The sequence below is a fragment of the Citrobacter sp. Marseille-Q3906 genome, from assembly GCF_916618775.1.
Lineage (GTDB): Bacteria > Pseudomonadota > Gammaproteobacteria > Enterobacterales > Enterobacteriaceae > Citrobacter > Citrobacter murliniae.
Genome location: NZ_CAKAKA010000001.1, coordinates 734,133 through 755,128, shown reverse-complemented (window position 1 = coordinate 755,128; position 20,996 = coordinate 734,133). Strand labels below are relative to the sequence as shown.

Annotated in this window: 18 protein-coding genes; 7 read left to right on the top strand and 11 right to left on the bottom strand. The window is 51.6% G+C overall.

The window, feature by feature from the left end:
- Nucleotides 1-10 precede the first annotated feature (10 nt).
- Entirely contained in the window at nucleotides 11-859 is an 849-nt protein-coding gene (apaH, locus tag LG384_RS03515; protein ID WP_048222074.1) for a bis(5'-nucleosyl)-tetraphosphatase (symmetrical) ApaH, read from the top strand.
- A gap of 99 nt (nucleotides 860-958) precedes the next feature.
- Here apaH and folA read toward each other — a convergent pair whose 3' ends face one another.
- From folA to LG384_RS03470, 9 genes are all read right to left on the bottom strand, one after another.
- The gene (gene folA / locus LG384_RS03510) at nucleotides 959-1,438 is read right to left on the bottom strand and encodes a type 3 dihydrofolate reductase (RefSeq protein WP_136345316.1); all 480 of its coding nucleotides are present in this window, start codon (nucleotides 1,436-1,438) and stop codon (nucleotides 959-961) included.
- A 198-nt stretch (nucleotides 1,439-1,636) separates the two neighbouring features.
- Nucleotides 1,637-3,499 (bottom strand): glutathione-regulated potassium-efflux system protein KefC, encoded by a 1,863-nt coding sequence (gene kefC / locus LG384_RS03505; protein WP_045439686.1) that lies wholly within the window; start codon nucleotides 3,497-3,499, stop codon nucleotides 1,637-1,639.
- On the bottom strand, nucleotides 3,492-4,022 hold the full coding sequence (kefF, locus tag LG384_RS03500; protein WP_045439684.1) for a glutathione-regulated potassium-efflux system oxidoreductase KefF: 531 nt from the start codon (nucleotides 4,020-4,022) through the stop codon (nucleotides 3,492-3,494). The genes kefC and kefF overlap by 8 nt, the downstream gene beginning before the upstream one ends.
- Nucleotides 4,023-4,126: 104 nt before the next feature.
- Nucleotides 4,127-4,360, bottom strand: coding sequence for a YgdI/YgdR family lipoprotein (locus LG384_RS03495; RefSeq protein WP_225760457.1), 234 nt, complete (start codon nucleotides 4,358-4,360; stop codon nucleotides 4,127-4,129).
- Nucleotides 4,361-4,450: 90 nt separating this feature from the next.
- Nucleotides 4,451-5,794, bottom strand: a complete 1,344-nt coding sequence (locus LG384_RS03490) for an MFS transporter (protein ID WP_225760456.1) — start codon at nucleotides 5,792-5,794, stop codon at nucleotides 4,451-4,453.
- A gap of 150 nt (nucleotides 5,795-5,944) precedes the next feature.
- Nucleotides 5,945-6,232 (bottom strand): ferredoxin-like protein FixX, encoded by a 288-nt coding sequence (gene fixX / locus LG384_RS03485; RefSeq protein ID WP_045439675.1) that lies wholly within the window; start codon nucleotides 6,230-6,232, stop codon nucleotides 5,945-5,947.
- Nucleotides 6,229-7,515: an FAD-dependent oxidoreductase gene (locus tag LG384_RS03480; protein ID WP_225760455.1), complete on the bottom strand. Its 1,287-nt coding sequence runs from the start codon at nucleotides 7,513-7,515 to the stop codon at nucleotides 6,229-6,231. The genes fixX and LG384_RS03480 overlap by 4 nt, the downstream gene beginning before the upstream one ends.
- A gap of 47 nt (nucleotides 7,516-7,562) precedes the next feature.
- A complete protein-coding gene (locus LG384_RS03475) occupies nucleotides 7,563-8,504 on the bottom strand; it encodes an electron transfer flavoprotein subunit alpha/FixB family protein (RefSeq protein WP_048222076.1) in 942 nt (313 codons plus the stop codon).
- A gap of 15 nt (nucleotides 8,505-8,519) precedes the next feature.
- The gene (locus LG384_RS03470) at nucleotides 8,520-9,290 is read right to left on the bottom strand and encodes an electron transfer flavoprotein FixA (protein WP_045439668.1); all 771 of its coding nucleotides are present in this window, start codon (nucleotides 9,288-9,290) and stop codon (nucleotides 8,520-8,522) included.
- A gap of 481 nt (nucleotides 9,291-9,771) precedes the next feature.
- Between LG384_RS03470 and caiT the strand changes: the two genes are divergently transcribed.
- The 6 genes from caiT to caiE all read left to right on the top strand — a co-directional run bounded on the left by caiT (nucleotide 9,772) and on the right by caiE (nucleotide 17,040).
- Nucleotides 9,772-11,289, top strand: coding sequence for an L-carnitine/gamma-butyrobetaine antiporter (gene caiT, locus LG384_RS03465; RefSeq protein WP_045439665.1), 1,518 nt, complete (start codon nucleotides 9,772-9,774; stop codon nucleotides 11,287-11,289).
- Between the two features lie 33 nt (nucleotides 11,290-11,322).
- Nucleotides 11,323-12,465 carry a crotonobetainyl-CoA--carnitine CoA-transferase gene (locus LG384_RS03460; RefSeq protein ID WP_045439656.1) on the top strand — a complete coding sequence of 381 codons (1,143 nt, stop codon included), beginning with the start codon at nucleotides 11,323-11,325 and terminating at the stop codon, nucleotides 12,463-12,465.
- A 104-nt stretch (nucleotides 12,466-12,569) separates the two neighbouring features.
- The gene (gene caiB, locus LG384_RS03455) at nucleotides 12,570-13,787 is read left to right on the top strand and encodes an L-carnitine CoA-transferase (protein WP_045439653.1); all 1,218 of its coding nucleotides are present in this window, start codon (nucleotides 12,570-12,572) and stop codon (nucleotides 13,785-13,787) included.
- Nucleotides 13,788-13,849: 62 nt separating this feature from the next.
- Nucleotides 13,850-15,403, top strand: a complete 1,554-nt coding sequence (gene caiC, locus LG384_RS03450) for a crotonobetaine/carnitine-CoA ligase (protein ID WP_200011425.1) — start codon at nucleotides 13,850-13,852, stop codon at nucleotides 15,401-15,403.
- 176 nt (nucleotides 15,404-15,579) lie between these two features.
- On the top strand, nucleotides 15,580-16,365 hold the full coding sequence (caiD, locus tag LG384_RS03445; protein WP_200011408.1) for a crotonobetainyl-CoA hydratase: 786 nt from the start codon (nucleotides 15,580-15,582) through the stop codon (nucleotides 16,363-16,365).
- Between the two features lie 78 nt (nucleotides 16,366-16,443).
- Entirely contained in the window at nucleotides 16,444-17,040 is a 597-nt protein-coding gene (caiE, locus tag LG384_RS03440) for a carnitine operon protein CaiE (protein WP_225760454.1), read from the top strand.
- A 41-nt stretch (nucleotides 17,041-17,081) separates the two neighbouring features.
- On the opposite strand, the gene caiF is transcribed toward caiE, so the two are convergent.
- Both caiF and carB read right to left on the bottom strand, forming a co-directional pair.
- A complete protein-coding gene (gene caiF, locus LG384_RS03435; protein WP_045439642.1) occupies nucleotides 17,082-17,477 on the bottom strand; it encodes a carnitine metabolism transcriptional regulator CaiF in 396 nt (131 codons plus the stop codon).
- Nucleotides 17,478-17,753: 276 nt separating this feature from the next.
- On the bottom strand, nucleotides 17,754-20,978 hold the full coding sequence (carB, locus tag LG384_RS03430; protein WP_045439640.1) for a carbamoyl-phosphate synthase large subunit: 3,225 nt from the start codon (nucleotides 20,976-20,978) through the stop codon (nucleotides 17,754-17,756).
- Nucleotides 20,979-20,996: the final 18 nt, after the last annotated feature.

Here is a 20,996-nt window from a genome sequence, read left to right as displayed (position 1 = left end):
AACAATAGCTATGGCGACATACCTCATTGGCGACGTTCACGGTTGTTACGACGAACTGATCGCATTGCTGCATCAAGTAGACTTTGCCCCTGGGAAAGATACCTTATGGCTTACCGGCGATTTGGTCGCCCGTGGTCCTGGCTCGCTGGACGTGCTGCGCTATGTCAAATCACTTGGCGACAGCGTACGGTTGGTATTAGGTAATCATGATTTACATCTGCTGGCCGTATTTGCAGGTATTAGTCGCAATAAACCTAAAGACAGACTCACGTCGTTACTCGAAGCACCGGATGCCGACGCGCTGCTTAACTGGTTACGTCGCCAACCGCTGTTGCAGGTTGATGAAGAGAAGAAGCTGGTGATGGCGCATGCAGGTATTACGCCACAGTGGGATCTGCAGACCGCAAAGGAGTGTGCCCGTGATGTCGAAGCGGTACTGTCGAGCGACTCCTATCCATTCTTCCTTGATGCCATGTATGGCGACATGCCGAATAACTGGACGCAGGAGCTGACGGGGCTGGCACGATTACGTTTTATTACCAACGCCTTTACCCGTATGCGTTACTGTTTCCCCAACGGTCAACTGGATATGTACAGCAAAGAGTCGCCGGAAGATGCCCCAGCTCCGCTGAAGCCCTGGTTTGCCATCCCCGGCCCGGTCAGTGAAGCGTATAGCATTGCATTCGGGCACTGGGCATCGCTGGAGGGCAAAGGCACTCCGGAAGGTATTTACGCGCTGGATACTGGTTGCTGCTGGGGGGGAGATCTCACCTGTCTGCGCTGGGAAGACAAACAATACTTTGTACAGCCGTCAAATCGCCATGTAGATCTGGATCCGGGCGAAGTTGTAAACGGCTGATGAGCATTCTGTAGGCCGGATAAGGCATTTACGCCGCTATCCGGCATTCACGCCATCTATTGCCTGATGGCGCTTCGCTTATCAGGCCTACATAGTGTATTAACGACGTTCCAGAATCTCGAAGCAATAGCTGTGAGAGTTTTGCGCGTCGGCATCATGGAATTCGCTGAAAACAGATTCCCAGTCATCCGGCTCGTAGTCCGGGAAATGCGTATCCCCTTCTACTTCAGCGTCAATATGCGTCAGATACAATTTCTGCGCTTTCGGCAGAAACTGCTCATACACACGCCCACCGCCAATCACCATAATTTCAGGTTCATCGCCACAGGCAGCAATTGCCTCATCGACAGACTTCACCCACTGCACGCGATCGTCGGTGCCTGGCTGGCTACTAATGACAATATTTTTACGCCCTGGCAACGGTCGCCCGATGGATTCCCAGGTATGGCGTCCCATGACAACTGGCTTGTTTAAGGTATTACGTTTAAACCAGGCGAGATCGGCAGGTAGGTTCCACGGCATGGCGTTTTCCATACCGATGACGCGATCTACCGCTAACGCCGCAATCAGACTGATCATTGAATATTTCCCGGATACAAAAAAATTGTCGCCACTATACGGAAAGCGCAATCTTTCGTCGACTGGCGGAAAGAGGATGAGCAGGAAAATTTTTCGTTCTGCTGGCGAACCGACCTATTTAAGGTGGTACGCCAGCATTACAGTAGTTCAAAAACAGCCAGTTAGCAGTAAAGTTTGCAGAACATCACATTTTGTACCTTATGCTGACGGTTTCACTTCCGGCTCATCGGCGACGTCGCCCGTATGTTTACCTTCATCCGTGCCTTGCCAGCCATGGCGTTGAATTAAAGATAGATGCTGACGATCCTCAGCAATAATTTCACTCAGCATTGCACTGGTGCGTTTATAGACAGCCGCACGGGAAACCGCATCGTTTTCCCCCTTCACCATCTCTTCAACCATCAACGTATTGAAGCGACGAAACACATCGGCCCGTTCACGGGCTTCATAACGCCCAAGCCCAAGACCTTCCAGTGCCAGGCGCCCGGTTTTCAGTGCACCTTCAAAAGTTTCACGTTCAGGCATCTCTACTCCCGCCTGACGCAAGCGGATGTAATGATCAACATCGCGCGCACGGGCAATAATTTGTAGATGAGGGAAATGGGTTTTCACCATTTCGGTCAGCTGCAGGCTGGTTTCGGGATCGTCGATAGCATTAATAATTACCTCAGCTTTAGCTGCGCCAGCTGACTCCAGCAGATCCATACGGGTCGCATCGCCATAAAAAACCTTCATACCAAATTTGCGCAGCGTTTCAATGTGGTCCGGATCGTGATCGAGCACGACCATCTTCACTCCACTCGACAGCAGCAAACGACCGGTTATCTGACCGAATCGCCCAAATCCGGCGATAATCACCCGGGGTTGTTCCTCGTCAATTTCATCCGCCTCACGTTCTTCATCGGTAGCCGATTTCTCAAGCCGCGTCAGGACAACCAGTAAAATCGGCGTGGCCGCCATTGAGAGTGCTACCGCCAGCGTCAACGCTTTCGCCCAGTCGGGATCGAGCACATTTGCCATTTGCGCTGCGCCAAACACCACGAAGGCAAACTCACTCCCCTGTCCTAATAATACGGCAAACCAGCGACGCTGCTTATTCGGCACCCGCAGCGGTTTCGCAATAATCCACAACATAATGGTTTTAATCGCCAGGAACCCCACCAGCAGAGTGACAATACGCAGTGGATTATCGATCAGCGTCCCAAAGTCGATAGACATGCCGACGCCGATGAAAAAGAGTCCCAACAGCAGCCCTTTAAACGGCTCGATATCGCTTTCCAGCGCGTGGCGGTACTCAGAACTCGCCAGTAATACGCCCGCCAGAAACGCCCCCATTGCCATCGACAGTCCGACCTCTTCTAGCAGTAAGCCGAAGCCAAATACGAGAAACAGTGCGACGGCACTAAAGACTTCCCGCAGGCCAGAACGCGCCACAAAACGTAATGCCGGACGGGTGACATAGCGCCCCAACAGAACCACCAGGACCAGCGCACCAGCCACTTTCAGCGCAGACAGAGCGAAAGCTCCCAGCGTCGTCGACGCACCACTCGCAGCCAGTAGTGGAATCATCGCTACCAGCGGGATAGCGGCAATATCCTGGAACAACAGCACGGCAAATGCACTGCGCCCCATTTGTGAAACCATCAGGTTGCGTTCATTCATTGCCTGCATGGCGATGGCCGTGGAGGAGAGCGCCAGCGTCATACCAATCAGTTCCGCCACCTGCCAGCGCAGGCCGAGGAACATACAGAACACGCCGATCAATCCACCACAGACCACCATTTGCAGTGCGCCGCCGCCGAAAACCGATGCACGCAGTTTCCACAGACGCTGCGGATCCAGCTCCAGACCGATAACAAACAGCATCAGAACTACGCCGATTTCAGCAAAATGCAGTATAGACTCTGCGTCTGTGACCAGTCGTAGCCCCCACGGACCAATGATACATCCGGCAATGAGATAGCCCAGCACAGAGCCTAAACCCAGTCGGACGGCAATCGGTACAATCAACGCCGCCGAGCCGAGATAAATCAGCGCCTGTATTAGTGTATGGCTATCCATGGTGTGCCTCCTGCCATTCCAGCAAACGTTGTTTGTAATGACGGGCCTGCGCCTGTAGCGTTTCGTCATCACAGATAAACGTGCAGTGCATAGCAAACGGTGGGAGCCACTTGAGACCACAATATATCGCTGTCGCCTGCAAAGGCTGAGAGAGCACGTCAAACCCCGGATGGGAACCGATCTCAAAGTGGTTTTCCCCACCACCGGTCGTCACCGCCCACAGCAGATGTTTACCATGCAGCGCGGTCCCCCCATGACCATATGCCCAACCGTGGGAGAGAACTTTATCCATCCACAGTTTGAGTAAAGGGGGTGTGCTGTACCATTGCATAGGATGCTGCCAGATAATAAGGCTCGCGCGAGCCAGTGCATCCTGTTCAGCAGCGATATCGATATTGAAGTCGGGATAGAGTTGGTAGAGCGAGCGAATTTCAACGCCTTCCAGCGTCCTTGCCTGTTCAAGCATCCGCTTATTCGCATGCGAGTGCTGCGGATAGGGATGTGCGTAAATGATGAGAATCATGATTAGCCTGCTATCACTGCATTATTGTAATAACAGTGAGTTTAGTCACTTAATCAGCAGGCTAAAAGTCAATATTATTGAGTAGCTGAATGGAGAAAACTGAACTAGTTGTCAAGTTCGCTCATGTCTTTAACCTGGTCACGGTTGATTTGTTCCGTTTTGCCAGTTTCCGCGTTTTTATACGATACCAGGCCGGTATCATCATCTACCTGCGGTTTGCCATCGGTGACGATCGTTTTACCATCAGTGGTTTTGACCGCCTGGTTAGAGGAACAACCGGCGACGGTAAACAGAGCAGCTGCGGTAAAAATAGAGGTGATCATAATATGTTTTTGCATGGTGTTCTCCCTGCTTTTCAGTCATTTTCAGTGATATACCCGTTAACTGTAGGCTAACTGACTGAGTAACAGGGAAAATACAGAACACTCCTAATAACTGGCCCGGGATACGGACTTGCTGCGAATCGTCATTTGACTCGTCTGAGCGAGCGTCAACCCTCGCGTTTCCGGTGCAAAAGCAATGGAAATAAGCAGTCCTATTAGCGAAATCCCTGCTCCCATTAACATCACAGAATTGATCCCATATTTAGTGATAAACACAGGGAGCGCCCAGGTTGAAATAATGGTCCCGATGCGACTCAATGACATAATCACGCCGACGGCTGACGCACGGATATCGGTAGGGAACAGTTCATTGGGATATAGCCACTGGAGATTCCCTGGCCCACCCGAGAAAAACGCATACACGGCAAATGCCAGTACCACCAGCCATGCCCCCATATCCGGGACCAGCCCCAGCACAGCCAGCGCCAGTGTCATCATCACGAAGCTGCCAATCAATAGCGGTCGACGACCTGCGCTGTTCAGCCAGAACATCGGCGGAATACATCCCAGCATAAAGCATAAGCTGATCACCACATTCCCCAGCGCGGCGCTTTTCCCGACACCGAGGCCCAGCAGCCCGACAATCTGTGGACCAAAGGTGTAAATGGCAAACATCGGGATCACCTGGCAGGTCCAGATTGCGGCAACAAACAAGACAAACGGGAAGTGGCGACGGTTAAACAACTGGAGAAAACGAGTTTCCTGCGGCGCTTCTTCGTCGAACACCACCGGTTCGCCGAACAACTTTATCATCATCTCCTCACACTCTTTTACCCGGCCTTTACGCAGCAGCCAGCGTGGTGATTCAGGCAGATCAAAGCGACCAATCAGGATCAAAATGCAAGGGATCACCGCGCTGCCCAGCATCCAGCGCCATCCCCCCTCAACATCATACAGCCAGTAGCCGACCAGATCGGCACAGGTGGCGCCGACATACCACATAGCGGCAATAAAACCGATGGAGAAAGCACGCTGGCGGGTATTGGAAAACTCGGTGATCATGGAGGTCGCAATGGGATAATCTGCCCCAATCACAACACCGATCAGCACGCGCATTACCAGCAGCTCAACAGGAGATGTAACGAACATTGTCGCCGCCGATATCACGCCAATGGCGATAATATCGATGATGAACATTTTGCGCCGTCCGACCTTATCGGAGATATAACCAAACAGTGATGTACCAACGAACAGCCCGGCCAGCGTCCCGGCTCCCAGCAGGCCAATCCATTCGGCATCCAGTTTCAATGCTGGTGTGAGCTGCTCCAGCGCAACGCCTATCATCACCAGCACATAACCATCCAGAAACGGCCCACCGCTTCCCCAAAGCATTATCCGGCGGTGAATGGAGGTAAATTTGATGTCATCAAAGTTCCTGGGCTGCTGCATAGCGACTTCCTGTTTCAACACGGGCAAAGCGTTATATCCAGGCCGGAGGAGGCATATACGCCGCTATCCGGCACTGGCGTCACGTTATTATTGCCGGATGTCGACACAGAGGCGTCTTATCCGGCCTACGGGTGCACAAACCTGTACTTATTAGCCGTAGCGAAACTCCACGCCAAACGTCCCGCGTGGGTATTCCCATTTTTCCAGCGCCGTATCAAGCCCAAGAATCCGACATGTACCGCATTCCAGACATCCGGCGTAATCAAAACGCACACTGCCATCGTCCTGTTTTTTATACAGTCCTGCCGGACAGGCTTTAATTAACACGTCCAGCACCTGTTGATCGGGCTCAGTTTTCAGAATGATATGCGGGATTTCTTCATCCACATTGAATTTATTGACGCCCAGCTTGACGTCCACGTTGACAGGAGAAGTCATAATACGGTCACTCCTTTAAGGCCATCCTTCAGCAGGTTGATGAAGCCCACTTTCTTCGCATGACGCAGCATTTTTTTACGCATAGGAACAGGGGCCGAACCATCAACGGTGAACAGGTCACGGGCGATACCAACCGCCATCTCTGGATAAGCTGTAAACATGCGTGGATTATCAAGGAATGCAGGCAAGCGCTGGTACATGCGCATGTCGCGCATCGGGCCATCGTCCAGATGCTGGTGATATTCGGTAAGCGCCTGTTTGCTAAAATCATCGCGCTTCATGGCGGAGAGCACCGTCTTAGCAGCCGCCTCTCCTGCCGACACGGCTAGATCCATGCCGCGAATGGTGAAGCCAAGGTTCATGCACATGCCTGCGGCATCACCGGCTATCAACACACCATCGCCAACCAGCTCAGGCTGCATATTCATTCCTGCTTCCGGTACAACGTGGGCGGCATACTCCACCAGCTTGCCACCCGCTATTAGTGGAGCAACAGCCGGGTGCTGTTTGAAATCTTCCAGCATTTGTGGGACCGATTTTTTAGCGTCTTTCAGGTGATGAAGACCGCACACCAGCCCCAGAGAAAGGGTTGTTTCATTTGTATAAAGGAAGCCACCGCCCATCAGACCATCGGTCGGTGAACCGGCAAACAGACAGGCTGCCCCCTGATTCCCTTGCAGATGAAAGCGATCTTCAATTACCGACTTCGGTAATTCAATGAGCTCCTTCACGCCAACGGCAACATGAGCAGCTTCAACGCGCTTTGCCATTCCCAGCTTTTCTGCCAGCAGAGAATTCACCCCATCAGCGAGGATCACAACTTTTGCTTCAAGAATATCGCCATCGGCTTCCACACCCACGACTTTGCCATCACGCCGAACAACGTTATCCACGCGAATACCGGTGATAAGCTGGGCCCCTGCTTCTTCAGCTTGCTCCATCAACCAGGCGTCAAATTTACTGCGCAATACCGAGTAAGAAACCTGCGATGCCGCGGCTTCTTCACCGTTGCAATAATCCATCGTCATCGCCCCTTGTTCGGTCATAAAGGCGAGTTTTTCGTGGGTGATCATGCGTTCAATGGGAGCCTGTTCAGCAAAACCGGGGATAATGCGCTCCAGGCTATGCGCGTAGATGCGCCCACCGGTGACATTCTTCGCGCCAGCAGAATTACCACGCTCGATAACCAACACCTGAGCCCCCTCACGGGCAAGCACCAGCGCCGCAACCGAACCGGCCAGCCCTGCACCCACGATGATGGCATCAAAGATATCTTCAGACATAAAAACTCCTGTCAGCGGCAGGGCATATAGCGCCCTGCCGAAATGGTTTAGCGCGCTAATGCAGCCGTTAATGCAGGCAGGATCTTCAGCGCATCGCCAACGATGCCATAATCCGCGTACTGGAAGATCGGGGCATTTTTGTCTTTGTTGATGGCGAAAATAGTCTGGGCACCGTTAGCACCGACCATATGTTGGATCTGTCCTGAAATCCCCACGGCCAGATACAGTTCAGGTTTGAGCATCAGGTTGGAGATACCTACGTAGCGTTCATGCTCCATCCACTTCTCATTTTCCGCTACCGGACGGGAGCACGCCAACTCAGCACCAATGGTCTGGCACAGCGCTTCGGCCAGAGAAATATTCTCCTTGCTGCCAATACCGCGTCCCACGCTGACCACCAGACGTGCTTTGTCGAGATCAACGCTATTGCTCTTACGAGCCTGCGTTGCGGTACGGGTGACGGCAGTGGTCGGAGCCTGCCACTGTACGGTATGCATCTCGCCACTGCGGGAGGCATCGGGTTGTTGGGCGTCAAATGTCCCACTGCTAAGCGTCATCACGGCAAACGGCGAAGCGATCGTTTCAGCGCCCATAGCCAGTCCACCGTAGACCATATGTTTAACCGCAGCCTTACCGTCCTGCAATGCCACCGCACTGGCATCGTTAGAGACCGCCGCAGACAAACGAAAACCCAGTTTCGCCGCCAGCAGCTTACCGCGACGTGTATTCGGCAACAGCACCGCACCACCTTCACTGTGCTGGCGAATAGTCTCAGCCATCACGCCGGCATAATCTTCCACCATACGATCATCTGGCTTACCGCTGAGCAGCCAGACATGATCCGCACCAAGCTGGAACGCCGCTGCACTATCAGCTTCGTTGAGCACAAACGTATTGATTTTTTCACCTAAAGTCTGCGCACCATTCATCAGCTCCGGCAGACGAGAAGGGGTATCGCTGAATACCCAGATACTGGAAAACTTGTTCATAACATCCCCTGATAATTAAATGATTTTGCGAAGACTCTCGACAAACGCAGCAATCTGTTCTTCACCGTCACCTTCAATCACAACGCGCTGACGCTCACGTTGCTTCGGTGCTGCAACCTGTTGTACGGAATACGCCTCCACGGCATTGAGCTCAATGTCCGCTGGCGACCAGACCTGAACCGGTTTTTTCGCTGCGCCGAGGATGGCTTTCATGGAAGGGATTTGTGGCGTGTTGATATCTGTTGAGACCGCAATAACTGCCGGGAGCGGAATGCTCAGGGTTTCAATTTCATCTTCCAGCTCACGTTCAACAATGAGGGTGTTATCAGCCAGAGAGAGGATCTTGCTCACGCCGTTAATCGCTGGAATATTCAGCGCTTCCCCCACCAGCAGACCAACCTGCTGGGCATAAAGATCGGAGGAGCCGTCGCCGCAGACGATCAAATCAAAACCGGATTTTTGCGCGGCAGCAGCCAGTGCGGTCGCCGTATGCTGCGGCAGCGCCTGCTCAAACCGATCGTCAATTACGACAATCAGTTCATCAGGCCCGCGCGAGAGCACATCTTTGCGGCCTTTTGCATTTGTCAGCGCTTTACCACCTACGCTCAAGGCGACGACCTGGGCTTCTCCCAGTTGCTGTTTTAACTGACAGGCCGCTTCTATCGCATTCAGATCGTACTGACTGATTTTGCCATCCGCTTTACTGAAATCCAGTGAACCATCAGCATTATTAATCAAAATATCCTGTTCATCAGGCACGCATTTGTAGCAAGTAATTATCTTCATTGCATCTCCAGAAATCATGAAGGAAACGTTATTCATATCGGCAGTGTTAAATACAGATATCACGCTCTTTAATTCGGAAATAAAACCTTAATCACCAATATTGAAAATGTCACACATTGATATTTGCAACTTTCAATAGTGTTACGTGCCTCACCAATATTGAAAAGATGCAAACAAATATGAAAACTTTCAATATTGTTTTCTGGATCACCAATATTGAAAGGCAGTTCGCTAAAAACACCCAAAGAATAGGAATAAACACATGATTTTCAACAAAAATAAAGCAAAAACAAAGCAAAACACACCAGAAATAAAAGTGTGACAGAGTTAACAGAATGCCCCGTAATGAATACCCATTATGAGTTACTCACTGAGGCGCCCCAGAGGTTAAATAGTTATCAACAAATTATTAATAACAAATATACAAAACAGCAAAAAAGGGAACACTAAATAAATTTCGTTTTCAAACTGGAATTCACTTATGAAAAATGAAAAGAAAAAATCGGGAATTGAACCAAAGGTTTTCTTTCCGCCATTAATAATTGTCGGAATACTTTGTTGGCTAACAGTAAGAGATCTTGATGCCGCTAATGTTGTTATTAATGCGGTATTCAGTTACGTCACCAATGTCTGGGGTTGGGCATTTGAATGGTATATGGTCGTTATGCTATTCGGCTGGTTCTGGTTGGTCTTTGGTCCCTATGCTAAAAAGAAATTAGGCGACGAAAAACCTGAGTTCAGCACAGCCAGCTGGATTTTTATGATGTTTGCCTCCTGCACCTCAGCCGCCGTGCTGTTCTGGGGTTCGATAGAGATCTATTACTACATCTCCACGCCGCCGTTCGCGCTAACGCCAGGATCGACACCGGCGAAAGAGATTGGTCTGGCCTACAGCTTGTTCCACTGGGGGCCTCTGCCGTGGGCAACCTATAGCTTCCTCTCGGTGGCATTCGCCTACTTCTTCTTTGTACGCAAGATGGATGTTATCCGCCCCAGCTCCACGCTGGTTCCCCTGGTCGGTGAAAAACACGCGAAAGGGTTATTCGGCACTATCGTAGATAACTTCTACCTGGTCGCGCTGATCTTCGCAATGGGCACCAGTCTTGGGCTGGCGACACCACTGGTTACCGAGTGTATGCAGTGGTTGTTTGGTATTCCGCACACGCTGCAATTAGACGCAATCATCATTACCTGCTGGATCATTTTGAACGCAATTTGCGTGGCTTGTGGCCTGCAAAAAGGGGTCAAAATCGCCAGCGATGTGCGTAGCTACCTGAGTTTTCTGATGTTGGGCTGGGTGTTTATCGTCAGCGGTGCCAGCTTCATCATGAACTACTTCACCGATTCCGTCGGTATGCTGCTGATGTACTTGCCGCGCATGCTGTTCTATACCGATGCCATCGGCAAAGGCGGCTTCCCACAGGGCTGGACCGTCTTCTACTGGGCATGGTGGGTCATTTACGCCATCCAGATGAGTATTTTCCTTGCCCGTATCTCTCGCGGCCGTACCGTGCGTGAACTGTGCTTCGGGATGGTGTTGGGCTTGACCGCCTCTACCTGGATCCTGTGGACCGTGCTTGGCAGTAACACTCTGCTGTTGATGGATAAAAACATCCTCAACATCCCACAACTGATTGAACAGCACGGAGTGGCGCGCGCCATTATCGAAACCTGGGCCGCATTGCCGTTCAGCACAGCCACCATGTGGGGATTCTTTATCCTCTGCTTTATCGCCACCGTCACACTCATCAACGCCTGCTCATATACCCTGGCGATGTCCACCTGCCGTGAAGTTCGCGATGGTGAAGAACCTCCGCTGTTGGTACGTATCGGCTGGTCAGTATTGGTAGGTGTCATCGGTATCGTTCTGTTGGCACTGGGAGGATTGAAGCCCATACAGACTGCGATTATCGCCGGTGGGTGCCCGCTGTTCTTCGTCAACATCATGGTAACGCTGTCCTTTATTAAAGACGCCAAAGTGCACTGGAAAGATAAATAAGTTTAATTAACCCATTACTGAAGAGGCTTGAAGATGGATTTCAATTTGAATGACGAGCAGGAGCTGTTTGTCGCTGGTATTCGTGAACTGATGGCCAGTGAGAACTGGGAAGCTTATTTTGCCGAGTGCGATCGCGATAGCGTCTACCCAGAGCGTTTTGTGAAAGCACTGGCGGATATGGGCATCGACAGCCTTTTGATCCCGGAAGAACACGGCGGTCTGGAAGCGGGATTCGTCACCGTTGCCGCTGTCTGGATGGAACTGGGTCGTCTTGGCGCTCCAACCTACGTACTGTACCAATTGCCAGGTGGTTTTAACACTTTCCTGCGTGAAGGAACCCAGGAGCAAATTGATAAAATCATGGCGTTCCAGGGCACCGGTAAGCAGATGTGGAACTCCGCGATTACAGAACCGGGAGCAGGATCGGATGTTGGCAGTCTGAAAACCACTTATACACGCAAAAATGGTAAGGTTTATCTTAATGGCAGTAAGTGCTTCATCACCAGTAGCGCCTATACCCCGTACATCGTGGTAATGGCAAGAGATGGAGCATCGCCGGATAAACCTGTTTATACCGAGTGGTTTGTTGACATGAGCAAAGCGGGTATCAAGGTCAACAAGCTGGAGAAGCTCGGCCTGCGTATGGATAGCTGCTGTGAAATCACCTTTGATGACGTAGAGCTGGACGAAAAAGACATGTTCGGTCGGGAAGGTAATGGTTTCAACCGCGTAAAAGAAGAGTTTGACCACGAGCGTTTCCTCGTCGCACTGACTAACTACGGTACAGCAATGTGTGCGTTTGAAGATGCGGCACGCTACGCGAATCAACGTGTGCAGTTTGGCGAAGCTATTGGACGCTTCCAGCTGATTCAGGAGAAGTTTGCGCACATGGCGATCAAACTTAACTCGATGAAAAACATGCTGCTGGAAGCCGCGTGGAAAGCGGATAACGGTACCATCACCTCTGGTGATGCAGCAATGTGCAAATACTTCTGCGCCAATGCCGCATTTGAAGTGGTAGATACCTCCATGCAAGTGCTGGGTGGTGTCGGTATCGCGGGCAACCATCGCATCACACGTTTCTGGCGTGACCTGCGCGTTGACCGTGTGTCCGGGGGCTCTGATGAAATGCAGATCCTGACATTGGGCCGTTCGGTATTGAAACAATACCGTTAAGTCGGCGCATCTGTAGGCCGGAGAGAGAGCTAAGCCCTCATCCGGAAACATGCCCGGTAGCGCTGAGCTTACCGGGCCTACAACTCACTGCCAGGAGCTAATTTATGAACCGTCTACCAATGCCCGCTTTTGGACCGCTGTCCGGATTACGCGTGGTCTTCTCAGGGATCGAAATTGCCGGGCCGTTCGCCGGACAAATGTTTGCCGAATGGGGTGCTGAAGTTATCTGGATTGAAAACGTCGCCTGGGCCGATACCATCCGTGTACAACCTAACTATCCGCAGCTATCACGCCGCAACCTGCACGCTCTTTCGCTCAATATTTTCAAAGATGAGGGGCGGGAAGCATTTCTGAAGTTAATGGAAACCACCGACATTTTCATTGAAGCCAGTAAAGGCCCGGCCTTCGCCCGTCGTGGTATTACCGACGAGGTGCTGTGGCAACATAACCCGAAACTGGTTATTGCCCATCTTTCCGGCTTCGGCCAGTTTGGTACCGATGAGTACACCAATCTCCCCGCTTACAACACCATTGCTCAGGCATTCAGCGGCTATCTGATCCAGAACGGCGACGTTGATCAGCCCATGCCTGCCTTCCCCTACACAGCCGATTACTTCTCAGGTATGACCGCAACCACAGCAGCACTCGCGGCGCTGCACAAAGTGCGTGAGACCGGTAAAGGCGAAAGTATTGATGTTGCCATGTATGAAGTGATGCTGCGTATGGGCCAGTACTTCATGATGGATTATTTCAACGGCGGCGAAATATGTCCGCGAATGACCAAAGGCAAAGACCCCTATTATGCCGGTTGCGGCCTGTATAAATGTGCCGATGGTTACATCGTCATGGAACTGGTTGGTATCACGCAAATCAACGAATGCTTTAAGGATATTGGACTGGCGCACATTCTCGGTACGCCTGAAGTGCCGGAAGGAACGCAGCTTATCCACCGCGTTGAATGTCCATATGGTCCGTTAGTCGAGGAGAAACTGGACGCCTGGCTGGCAACGCACACCATCGCTGAAGTGCAGGCGCGCTTTGCGGAACTGAATATCGCTTGTGCGAAAGTGCTGACCATTCCTGAACTGGAAGATAACCCGCAGTACGTTGCCCGTGAATCGATTACCCAGTGGCAAACGATGGACGGTCGCACCTGTAAAGGACCGAACATCATGCCGAAATTCAAAAACAACCCGGGGAAAATCTGGCGTGGCATGCCATCACACGGCATGGATACCGCCGCCATTCTGAAAAATATCGGTTATAGCGAAGCAGACATTAATGAGCTGGTCGGCAAAGGCCTGGCCAGAGTTGAGGATTAAACGCGACGCGCTGGCCAGTTCGTTTGGTTAGCGCTCACGCCTGATTTCAGTGGATAAGTAATATGGATATCGTTGGCAGACAAAACTTACGTCAGATGTGGGACGACCTGGCCGGGGTGTACGGAGATAAAACGGCGCTTATTTTCGAATCCTGTGAAGGAAATGTTCGACAGTTTAGTTATGCCTCGCTTAATGAAGAGATTAACCGCACGGCAAATCTTTTTCATTCCCTGGGGATCCGCAAAGGCGATAAGGTCGCATTGCATCTGGATAACTGCCCGGAATTCATTTTTTGCTGGTTTGGGCTGGCAAAAATTGGCGCCATTATGGTACCGATTAATGCCCGCTTACTGGGAGAGGAAAGTGCCTGGATCCTGCAAAACAGCCAGGTCAGTCTGCTGGTCACCAGCACCCAGTTTTATCCCATGTATCGCCAGATAAAGTTGGAAAATGAGACTCCGCTCAATCACATCTGTTTGATTAGCGATCATGTTCCAGCTGACGACGGCGTAAGTCACTTTTCCGACCTGAAAAACCAACAGCCAGCAACGCTGTGTTATGCGCCTGCGTTATCCACTGACGATACGGCGGAAATCCTGTTCACCTCAGGAACCACCTCTCGTCCCAAAGGGGTGGTCATTACCCACTATAACCTGCGTTTTGCTGGCTACTACTCCTCCTGGCAATGCGCCCTGCGCGACGATGATGTGTACCTGACGGTGATGCCCGCCTTTCATATCGACTGCCAGTGTACGGCAGCAATGGCGGCATTCTCTGCAGGCAGTACCTTTGTTCTGATAGAGAAATACAGCGCTCGGGCCTTCTGGGAGCAGGTACGTAAATATCAGGCGACGATTACAGAATGCATTCCGATGATGATCAGAACATTGATGGTGCAGCCCGCTGCATCCACGGACAAGCAGCATCATCTGCGCGAAGTGATGTTCTATCTCAATTTATCGGTACAGGAGAAGGATGACTTTATCGCACGGTTTGGCGTCAGACTCCTGACCTCCTACGGCATGACAGAAACGATTGTCGGCATTATTGGAGACCGTCCGGGGGATAAACGACGCTGGCCCTCTATTGGGCGAGTGGGCTTTAGCTATGAAGCAGAAATCCGCGACGATCAAAACCGTCCCCTACCCGCCGGAGAAATTGGCGAAATCTGTATTAAGGGCGTACCGGGTAAAACGATCTTCAAAGAGTACTATGCACAACCGGATGCGACGGCCAAAGCGCTGGAGCCTGAGGGTTGGCTGCATACCGGCGATTCAGGTTACCAGGATGAAGATGGTTTTTTCTATTTCGTCGACAGGCGCTGCAACATGATTAAACGCGGTGGAGAAAATGTCTCCTGTGTCGAACTGGAAAATATTATCTCCGCCCACCCCAAAATTCAGGACATCGTCGTTGTCGGTATTAAGGACTCTATCCGTGATGAGGCGATTAAAGCTTTTATCGTACTGAATGAAGGTGAAACATTAAGCGAAGCAGAATTCTTCAGCTTCTGCGAACACAATATGGCGAAATTTAAGGTTCCCTCTTTTATGGAGATACGAACCGACCTGCCGCGTAATTGTTCAGGAAAAATAATCAAAAAAAATCTGAAATAACCCCTCTGGCGGGAATTCCTCCTGCCGGGAAATCTATACCCAATAGATTTCGAGTTGCATTGAGACGGCAAGTCCGCTCATCCCTGGAGCATAGATAACTATGTGAATTGGGTGAGCGGGCACAGCTAACAAAAATGCAGCCTGAAAGACGAAGGGTATATTTTTGGAGATGAACTATGAGTGAATCATTACATCTGACCCGCAATGGCCCGATTCTGGAAATTACGCTGGACAGACCAAAGGCGAATGCCATTGATGCCAAAACCAGTTTTGAAATGGGAGAGGCTTTTCTTAATTTCCGTGACGACCCTGAATTACGCGTGGCTATCATCACCGGCGGCGGAGAGAAATTCTTTTCCGCCGGTTGGGACTTAAAAGCGGCGGCAGAAGGTGAAGCTCCGGATGCTGATTTTGGTCCTGGCGGCTTCGCCGGTTTAACCGAAATTTTCGACCTCAACAAGCCTGTCATAGCGGCAGTAAACGGCTATGCCTTTGGCGGTGGTTTCGAGCTGGCACTGGCTGCGGACTTTATCGTCTGTGCAGAAAACGCCAGCTTTGCGCTGCCTGAAGCGAAGCTCGGTATTGTGCCTGACAGTGGCGGAGTACTCCGTTTGCCCAAGCTGCTGCCACCGGCTATCGTCAACGAAATGGTGATGACCGGCAGACGGATGAGCGCCGAAGAAGCAATACGTTGGGGGATCGTAAACCGTGTCGTCAACCAGAGCGAGCTTATGGACAGTGCGCGCGAACTGGCACAACAGCTGGTGAATAGCGCCCCACTGGCTATCGCAGCGCTAAAAGAGATTTACCGTGCTACCAGTGAAATGCCGGTAGAAGAAGGCTACCGCTATATCCGCAGTGGTGTGCTGAAACACTACCCGGCGGTGTTGCACTCTGAAGATGCGCTTGAAGGCCCGCAGGCGTTTGCCGAAAAACGCGATCCGGTGTGGAAAGGTCGTTAATGTTGTCATGCCGGATAGGCTTCGCTTATCCGGCCAACAAATACCGTATACCGCCATCCGGTAAAAATAAGGAATATTGTGAGCTATTACGCTTTTGAAGGTCTTATCCCCGTGGTACACCCGTCTGCTTATGTTCATCCCAGCGCTGTGCTGATTGGCGATGTAATTGTGGGTGCGGGTGTCTATATTGGCCCACTCGCTTCACTGCGCGGCGACTATGGTCGTCTGATCCTTGAAGCAGGCTCCAATCTGCAGGATAGCTGCATCATGCATGGATACTGCGACACCGATACCATCGTGCATGAGCACGGACACATCGGACACGGCGCGATCCTGCACGGCTGCGTGATTGGTCGCGATGCGCTGGTTGGCATGAACAGCGTAATTATGGACGGTGCCGTGATAGGCGAAGAAAGCATTGTCGCCGCCATGAGCTTTGTTAAAGCAGGATTTACTGGCGAACCAAGGCAATTACTGGTTGGGGCACCCGCCCGGGTAATACGAGAAGCGACGGATCAGGAATTGCAGTGGAAGCGAATGAATACCAGGGAGTATCAGGATCTCGCTGTGCGCTGTAGGGCTGGGTTACATGAAACCCAGCCGTTAACGCAGGTCGAAGAAAACCGTCCACGCCTCAAAGGCACAACGGAGGTAAAGCCCAAAACGGCTTCCTGATGGTGCCGGATAAGCATAAGCACCATCCGGCAAAGAAAAGATTACCGACGCATACTTTTTGACAGCATCATCTGCCATTTCTGCTCGCGATTAAGCTCACTAGGGGGAACAGCCGACATCCGTGGCGTTTTCCCAACACTCACTCTTTTCTCCTGCAGACCGTGGCTCAATCGGCTATAAAGCTGAGGATCAATTCTCACAACTTTCACCAGGCGCTGACACTGACATCCGCGACCAGCAAGCTGATTAGGGATCATCTTAACTTCACAAACAATTTCACTCACTTCCGAAAGAATATAAGAGAGCGTATTAATCGCTTTGCAATGTTCAATATCGAAATGACGGGAAATTTCTTTTGCCGTCACCCAACGATCTTCTGCCATAATCCAATCAGCAATTAACAAATAAAGCGGTCTTTCAACATATTCTTCACACATAAGCGCACCATTTCACAAATTAAAAATCTGGCTACGGCTTGTCCAAAATTAATAAAAACAAAGCCATATTAAAATTGTGTATATAAAGGATAGTATGCGACTTGAATGTTGATTAGTGTGAACAACATCGCGCTTATTACATTGAAAATGTGGTTATGGAATTCTATTTATCCAGGAATGACCTGATAGAGCAAAAAAAAACGGCTCCTTTACAGAAACCGTTTCGAATTATATTTAAAGTCCGCTTAACGCAATTATCACCGGACCATCCAGATATTATTTATTGATCTGCGCGTGCATTTCCTGAACAGACGTCACCTTCTCTGTGGCATCCGCATTCAACGCCATCGCCGTGGCAAAACCACCGTTCAGGGTGGTGTCATAATGCACTTTGTACTGCAGCGCACTGCGACGAATCAGCTTGGAATCCTCAATCGCCTGACGACCTTCTGTGGTGTTGATGATGTAGGTGTATTCACCATTCTTGATACGGTCCTGAATGTGCGGGCGACCTTCATGCACTTTATTCACCAGACGCGGGTTAATCCCGGCCTCCCCCAGAACAATCGCTGTACCGTGCGTGGCATCCAGCTCAAAACCAAACTTCAGCAGTTTGGCCGCAAGGTCGACGACGCGCTCTTTGTCGCCTTCGCGAACAGAGAGTAAAGCGCGGCCCTGTTTTTTCATGGTGGAACTGCTACCCAACTGTGCCTTAGCGAACGCTTCCGCAAAGGTGCGGCCGACGCCCATCACTTCACCGGTAGAGCGCATTTCTGGCCCTAAAAGGGGGTCAACGCCCGGGAATTTGTTGAACGGCAGCACCACTTCTTTTACCGAGTAGTACGGTGGGATAACTTCTTTGGTGACGCCCTGCTGTGCCAGCGTTTTACCTGCCATCACTCGTGCAGCCACTTTCGCCAGCGGAACCCCCGTCGCCTTCGACACAAACGGTACCGTACGCGCCGCACGCGGGTTGACTTCAATCAGGTAGACTTCGTTATTCTTCACCGCAAACTGGACGTTCATCAGACCACGAACCTGCAGTTCGAAGGCCAACTTTTGCACCTGCTGGCGCATTACATCCTGAATTTCCTGGCTCAGCGTGTAGGCTGGCAGGGAACATGCTGAATCACCGGAGTGAACGCCAGCCTGTTCGATGTGTTCCATGATGCCACCAATCAGCACCATTTCGCCGTCGCAAATAGCATCCACATCCACTTCTACCGCGTCATCCAGGAAACGGTCCAGCAGTACCGGCGCGTCGTTGGAGACGCTAACTGCCGTCTGGAAGTAGCGACGTAAGTCGGCTTCGTCGTAGACGATTTCCATCGCGCGACCGCCGAGAACGTAGGATGGACGCACCACCAGCGGATAGCCAATCTCTTTCGCCTTCTCAACTGCTTGTTCGATGGCGGTGACGGTGGCGTTCGCGGGTTGTTTCAGTTTCAGACGGTCAACCGCGTGCTGGAATCTTTCACGGTCTTCTGCACGGTCAATTGCATCCGGGCTGGTGCCGATAACCGGCACACCTGCGGCTTCCAGCGCACGCGCCAGCTTCAGCGGGGTCTGGCCGCCGTACTGGACGATGACACCTTTTGGTTTCTCGATGCGCACGATTTCCAGCACGTCTTCCAGAGTTACCGGCTCAAAGTACAGACGGTCAGAAGTGTCGTAGTCGGTAGAGACAGTTTCCGGGTTACAGTTAACCATGATGGTCTCGTAGCCGTCTTCACGCAGTGCCAGCGAAGCATGTACGCAGCAGTAGTCGAATTCAATACCCTGACCGATACGGTTCGGACCACCACCCAGGACCATGATTTTGTCGCGATCCTGCGTTGGGTTCGCTTCGCATTCATCTTCATAGGTGGAGTACATATAAGCAGTATCGGTGGCAAATTCTGCGGCGCAGGTATCTACACGCTTATAAACCGGGTGCAGATTATACTGTTCGCGCAGCTTGCGAATTTCCGCTTCGCGCACGCCCGCCAGTTTTGCCAGACGCGCATCGGCAAAGCCTTTACGCTTAAGAGCACGCAGGAAGTCAGCATTGAGCCCGTTGATGCCAAGCTCCGCCACTTTTTCTTCCAGACGCACCAGTTCTTCAATTTGTACCAGGAACCAGCGGTCGATGTTGGTCAGGTTGAAGACACCATCGACGGACAGGCCTGCGCGGAACGCATCGGCGATATACCAGATACGCTCAGCGCCCGCATCTTTCAGCTCACGGCGAATCTTGGTCAGCGCTTCCGGGTCATCCAGGCTCACTTTAGGGTCGAAACCGGTAGCCCCCACTTCCAGACCGCGCAGTGCTTTCTGCAAAGATTCCTGCTGGGTGCGACCAATCGCCATCACTTCACCAACAGATTTCATCTGAGTAGTCAGACGGTCGTTGGCGCCGGCGAATTTCTCGAAGTTAAAGCGTGGGATTTTGGTCACTACGTAGTCGATAGACGGCTCAAAGGAAGCCGGAGTACGACCGCCCGTGATGTCATTCATCAGTTCGTCGAGGGTATAACCGACCGCCAGTTTTGCCGCCACTTTCGCAATCGGGAAACCGGTCGCTTTTGATGCCAGCGCCGACGATCGAGAAACACGCGGGTTCATTTCGATAACAATCAGACGACCATTTTTTGGATTCACCGCAAACTGGACGTTAGAACCACCGGTTTCCACGCCGATTTCACGCAGTACCGCCATCGAGGCGTTACGCATGATTTGGTATTCTTTATCGGTCAGCGTTTGCGCCGGAGCTACGGTGATGGAGTCACCTGTATGGATGCCCATAGCGTCGAAGTTTTCGATGGAGCAGACGATGATGCAGTTGTCGTTTTTATCACGTACCACTTCCATCTCGTACTCTTTCCAGCCAATCAGCGACTCATCAATCAGCAGCTCTTTGGTTGGGGAAAGATCCAACCCGCGTTCGCAAATTTCTTCAAACTCTTCGCGGTTATAAGCGATACCGCCACCGGTGCCGCCCATGGTGAAGCTAGGCCGGATAATGCACGGAAAGCCAACATCAGCGGCAACCGCGAGCGCTTCTTCCATGGTATGTGCGATACCAGAACGCGCAGTGTCGAGGCCGATTTTCTTCATCGCGATATCGAAGCGACGGCGGTCTTCAGCTTTATCAATCGCATCCGCCGTTGCCCCAATCATGGTCACACCGAATTCAGCCAGTACGCCCTGACGCTCAAGTTCCAGTGCACAGTTCAGCGCAGTCTGGCCGCCCATGGTCGGCAGTACCGCATCCGGGCGCTCTTTTTCGATAATCTTACGCACAACTTCCCAGTGAATCGGCTCGATGTAGGTAGCATCGGCCATTTCCGGGTCGGTCATGATGGTTGCCGGGTTGGAGTTTACCAGAATAACGCGGTAACCCTCTTCACGCAGGGCCTTACATGCCTGCGCACCGGAATAGTCAAACTCACACGCCTGGCCGATAACAATCGGACCCGCGCCCAGAATCAGGATACTTTTTATGTCTGTACGTTTTGGCATGGCTCTATTAACTCCTGA